Raw genomic sequence first — 4,514 nt, 5'->3', positions numbered from 1 at the left:
GTGCCCATCTTCCCGGCCGAGACCACGCTCAACGCGGCTGCAACCGCCGCGGCCCAGGGCACGCTCGACCTTCTACCTGTCATCGTGATGGGAGCACTCGGCGCCATCGTCGGCGACTCGAGCCTCTTCTGGATCGCCCGTCGCTCTGCCCGTCGCATACGGCCGCAGTTGGACAAGGCGAAGGCGAACCCGAAGGTCAGCCAGGGACTCGCCATCATGACCGGGAGCGTCCCGGTCCTCATCGTCGGCGGCCGGTACGTCCCGGGGCTGCGCTTCGTCGTCAACGCCACCATGGGGCTCTCCGACATCCGCTACCGGCGGTTCCTCGGCTGGTCGGTCCTCAGCGGCGTGCTGTGGAGCGTGTACACGTGCCTGCTTGCCTACTGGATCGGCCTGAGCCTCGGCGAGTACCCCCTCGCATCGGTCGTGATCTCCGGGACGGTCACGACCGTCGCGATCGCGGTCGTCTTCTGGAACCTGCGGCGGGAGCACGCCAGGACCGCCGGCCATGCTCAGGACTCCTCGTGACCGTGACCGGTGACTCGGTGCCCGCCGGACGGTGCTCAGCGAACCGTGCTGCCGGTGCCCGGCGAGCAGTTGTCGGGCGAGTAGTTGCCGCTGATGCTGAAGTCCTCGCAGGTGAGGATCCGCGGGTGCTGCGTGCCGGTGAGGAACGAGGCGAGCATGACGGTGGCGACGACTCCGACCGCCGCCAGCCGCTCGCGGCCCTGGAGGCGCTCGGCGGTCGGGATGATCAGGCGCACCAGGAAGGCGGCCATGGCGGGGAGCCCGGCGACGGTGATGACCACCCCGAGCCAGAACAGCGCCTGGTAGATCCCGGAGGTGCCTCCGACCGGGAGGATCCAGGCCAGCACGATCCACAGCGTGGGCAGCAGCAGGGCCAGGACGGCCGGCCGACGCCACACGCGCGGCCCTCGCGCGTAGCCGAGGGCGAGGAAGGCAGAGGTCGCCGCGGCCCAGAGCGACAGGTGCTGCTCGAAGAAGATGACGCCGTAGACGCCGAGCGTGAACGCCGGCCAGGCGCCCAGCGCAGCACCGGCGAGCGCAGCCGCCACGACGCGACGGCTGTCGTCGTCGAGCAGGGGCTGGCGTGGCGCACTCGGGACTTCGTCGTTCATGGCAGCAGTCAACGCCCGGGGCACCGCGGGGACAATCCCCCATGGGGGACGACTGTGCCGATCTTCCCGACTGATCCCGATCCTTGCCCCAGAAGCAGGAGAGGTTGACCGGTGGACGTTGCGCGCCCGACACCGGCCGCCCGGTCGAGGAGACCGACGGTCGTTCCTGCATGGCTACGGGGCTACCGGACGACGTGGCTGACCCGTGATCTGGTCGCCGGGTTGACGCTCTGGGCCCTGGTGGTGCCCGAGGCGATGGCCTACGCCTCGATCGCCGGCGTCCCCGCCCAGTTCGGCCTGTACTCGGTGCCGCTCGCCGTCCTGGCCTACTCCTGGCTGGGCAGCTCGCAGCGGCTCTTCGTCGGGCCGAGCTCCACCATCGCAGCGCTGACCGCGACGGTGGTGGCACCGCTGGCGGCGACCGCGACGGACCAGTACGTCGCACTGACGGCCGTGCTGTCGCTCCTGGTGGGCGCCGTCTTCTTCGGGCTCGCCGCCCTGCGGCTCGGGTTCATCTCCCGGCTGTTCGCCGAGCCGGTCCTCGACGGGTTCATCATCGGTCTCGGCGTGTACGTCGTCGTCGGGCAACTCCCCAAGCTGGTCGGGATGGAGACGCCCGAGGGGAGCACGCTCATGCAGCTGTGGGAGGTCACGACCTCCGCGGGTTCGTGGAACACCGCGGCGGTCACCGTGGGCGTCGGCTCGCTCGCGGCCCTGCTGCTGCTCCGCCGCTACGCACCCAAGGCCCCCGCGGCCCTGCTGGTCGTCGTGCTGGCACTGCTCCTGGTGCCGGCACTCGGCCTCGAGGACAAGGGCGTCGAGATCGTCGGCACGATCCCGTCAGGCTTCGCGTTCGTGTCGTGGAGCGGAGTCACCTTCCGCGACGTCCTCGACCTGCTCCCCGGCGCGTTCGGGATCGTGGTGGTCGGGTTCGCCGAGGGCCTGGCGGTCGCGAAGGCCTACGCCGCCAAGGACCGGACCACCGTCGACGCCAACCGCGAGCTTCTCGCCTACGGCGCTGCCTCGGTGGGTGCCGGCGTGCTGCAGGGCTTCCCGCCCGCCGGAAGCCTCTCGAAGTCCGCGGCCGCGGAGGACAGCGGTGCCCGTACGCCGATGGCGTTCGTGACCACGGCCGGCCTGGTCACCCTCACGGTGCTCTTCCTGACCGGGCTGTTCACCAACCTCCCGGAACCGGTCCTGGGCGCCATCGTCATCTCGGCCGTGATCGGGATGATCACGCCGCGCCGGATCTGGCACCTCCACCAGGTGCGGGTGCCGGACTTCTGGCTCGCCCTGTCCGCCTTCCTCGGCGTCGTCCTGATCGAGGTGATGGCAGGCGTCCTGATCGGAATCGTCTTGAGCCTCGTTCTGCTCCTGCAGCGGATGAGCACGCCCCACGTCGCCGTGCTCGGTCGCCACCCCGAGCGCGGGTTCGTCGAGATCGACGCCAACCCGGGCACGACCCCGGTTCCCCGCACCGTGATCCTGCGCACCGACGGCCCCCTGGTCTTCGCCAGCGTCGATCCGGTGATCGACAAGCTCACCTCGCTCACCCTCGACGTCGAGCCCCGACCGGCGCGCGTCGTCATCGACTTCGACTCCACCTCCGAGATCGACGTGACCGCGGCCGATGCGTTGGCGACGGCCGTCGACGACCTCCGCGCCGCATCGATCGACGTCCGGTTCGCCGGAGCCCACGCCGGGGTCCGGCAGTACGCGGCGCGCCTAGGGCACGAGCAACTCGCCGGCCTCGCCGACCCCTACCCCACCGTGGCGGCCGCAGTCGACGACCCGCCCGAGCTCGACCATCCGCATCCGAAAGGGATTGCACCATGAGTGATGCGATCAACGAGAGCACTGGCTCGCCGGGTGGTCGACCGCGAGGTGCCACATCACCCATATCCGCGCGGTGACGACCCCACGTTCGGGGGCTAGGACGATCGAGTGTCCCACACGCGATGCGCATGGGTTGGGAGTGCTTGTGGTTCACGGCTGGGCCGATGGTCACGACGCCCGTCGAGGGTCGTCATCGACACCCACCTCGCCCGCGGCGCCTCGAACGGCGGCCTCACCTTCCACGAGCGCGGCGGCCCCTACGGCCGCACCAAGGGCGCCAAGCGCTTCGTCGCCGTCGAAGTCACCAGCCTCCCGGTGGCCGCGCTGGTCGTGCCCGCCTCAACCCACGAGAACCGGACGAGCGATTTGATGTTGGAGCACCTGGACCGGCAGGGCGTCACCGACCGGCTCGAGCTGGTCCTGGTCGACCGCGGAGTCACCGCCGCCGCGGCCCGCACCCTCGGCCGCGACCACCGCGTCGAAGTGCGCCGGGTTGGGTGGGACGACAGGCAGTCACCTTCCGACCCATCCGGCACGCCTGGCGCGTCGAGGTTGCGCACGGTCCCGCTGCCTAGCGAAGTCGTTCGAGAACACCACCACCTCGGCCACCGGATGGCTTCAGGTCGGTGGAAGACGAGGGACCCGGTGCCTTCGAGGCCAAAGTCACCCTGCGCGAGTTCGATGCTGGTCGCCTGAACACTTCATCCTGAACACTTCATGGGAGCCGGAGAGGTAGACGCACCCATCTCGGCAGAGAAGGTCACGGCAACGTTCTGAATCACGCGGACTCGTCGAACTCGCCGTGAACCTCGTCGACGTACTTCTCTCTGTGCTGCCACAGGTACTCCTCGAGGACTTCGTCGAGGCTCATCGGCGGCACCTCGTGGGCCGCGACGAACGCGCGGAGCTCCTCGACGAGACGCTCGTCCATGGCGTACCGACAGAGCCGGTCCATGAGGACCGATGCGCGGCGCCGGATCCATCGCACCGACTGAGGGCGGTCGCGGGCGACATACTCGACAACCGACGGTGAGGTGAGCCCAGCACGTCCCCGCCGCGCGGGAGCGAAACGCTCTTCGGCGGCCTCAGCGAGCTGCTTCAGGAGCGATGCATCGGAAAGGCTCACCAAGCCCCGCAATAGCGCTGACTGCATGAGCAAGCTCGTCTCGAACACGGCATCAGCGTGAAGCTCGGGGACACTCGCGAGAAGGTCGAGGTCTTCGGGGTTGTCGCACAGCGTGGTGTTTGCCCAGGTGCGATCGCTCCGCCGCGCTGCCTCGGAGCGGCCCAGCTCGGCGAGCAGAGAGCGGCGCACAGCGCGGAGGATGGCCGCAGCCACGCATCGGTTCGCCGGTCGGCTCCGGATCTGCAGCCACAGCTCGCCGGCGGTCAGCGCGTCGATGTCCGGCGACAGATCCCGCAGGCCGTCGGCCAACCGGGTCGCACCGGGCAGCAGGAGCCATGCCAGGACCGTCGCCGCCTCGGCGTCGTCCTGGGCCAGCCGGTGCAGACGGACCAGCAGGACATCCTTGGTCGCAA

General features: G+C 69.8%; 5 protein-coding genes. 3 read left to right on the top strand and 2 right to left on the bottom strand.

Annotated features, from left to right (window positions below):
* A partial coding sequence (locus PLP61_RS15125) for a DedA family protein (protein ID WP_324503585.1) occupies positions 1-528 on the top strand: 528 nt, incomplete at its 5' end.
* A 35-nt stretch (positions 529-563) separates the two neighbouring features.
* Here the strand turns inward: PLP61_RS15125 and PLP61_RS15120 are convergent.
* Complete coding sequence (locus PLP61_RS15120) at positions 564-1,139, bottom strand: hypothetical protein (RefSeq protein WP_324503584.1); 576 nt, start codon at positions 1,137-1,139, stop codon at positions 564-566.
* A gap of 111 nt (positions 1,140-1,250) precedes the next feature.
* Here PLP61_RS15120 and PLP61_RS15115 point away from each other — a divergent pair, with 111 nt between their 5' ends.
* The gene (locus PLP61_RS15115; protein ID WP_324503583.1) at positions 1,251-2,975 is read left to right on the top strand and encodes a SulP family inorganic anion transporter; all 1,725 of its coding nucleotides are present in this window, start codon (positions 1,251-1,253) and stop codon (positions 2,973-2,975) included.
* 108 nt (positions 2,976-3,083) lie between these two features.
* On the top strand, positions 3,084-3,671 hold the full coding sequence (locus tag PLP61_RS15110; RefSeq protein WP_324503582.1) for a transposase: 588 nt from the start codon (positions 3,084-3,086) through the stop codon (positions 3,669-3,671).
* Positions 3,672-3,753: 82 nt separating this feature from the next.
* Here the strand turns inward: PLP61_RS15110 and PLP61_RS15105 are convergent.
* A partial coding sequence (locus PLP61_RS15105) for a hypothetical protein (protein WP_324503581.1) occupies positions 3,754-4,514 on the bottom strand: 761 nt, incomplete at its 5' end.

Origin of the sequence: Nocardioides sp. (assembly GCF_035429765.1) — a bacterium.
Taxonomy (GTDB): domain Bacteria; phylum Actinomycetota; class Actinomycetes; order Propionibacteriales; family Nocardioidaceae; genus Nocardioides.
This window is presented reverse-complemented; position numbering and strand designations above follow the sequence as displayed.

Bases quoted from the DNA above. Each gene is read 5' to 3' on its own strand.
- PLP61_RS15120 (WP_324503584.1), bottom strand. From the start codon at position 1,139: ATGAACGACGAAGTCCCGAGTGCGCCACGCCAGCCCCTGCTCGACGAC.